Annotated in this window: 1 protein-coding gene; it reads right to left on the bottom strand. The window is 45.6% G+C overall.

Annotation, left to right across the window (positions count from 1 at the left end):
* Positions 1-366, bottom strand: a 366-nt coding sequence (locus GQS64_RS11960) for an invasin domain 3-containing protein (protein WP_198231763.1), incomplete at both ends; no start/stop codon positions are given.

The following is a 366-nucleotide window of genomic DNA, read 5'->3' as shown; positions in this document are numbered from 1 at the left end:
CGGCTTGTTACCACCCCCGTCAACAATGTCAAAGGTAAGGTCATTGCCTAATCCTGCAACAAGATTGCCATAAGCATCCTTCGCTTTAAAGGTGAGTGTTGATTGTTCAGTTCCATCCGCTGGAATGGATGCCTGATCTGCGCTAAATTCCGAATTGCCTTTTCCCCCATCGACTTTACCGACTGTCAATGTCACTTCAGCTTCAAGAGTTCCGACAGCAGCAGAAGAAACCTTCGGTGTAATTTTATAAATTCCGGCAAGCGTGCCTTTTAATGTGGCTGTATAAGTGCCATCCGGTGACTCTTGAATTTCCGACAGATTAACGGCACGACCAGTTGTATCTATCTCCTTGTTATCTTTGTCCGT

The organism is Bartonella sp. P0282, assembly GCF_048452985.1.
In the GTDB taxonomy this organism is placed as follows: Bacteria; Pseudomonadota; Alphaproteobacteria; order Rhizobiales; family Rhizobiaceae; genus Bartonella; species Bartonella choladocola.
The sequence above is the reverse complement of the archived record's forward strand: the minus strand, read 5'-3'. Positions and strand labels throughout refer to the sequence as shown.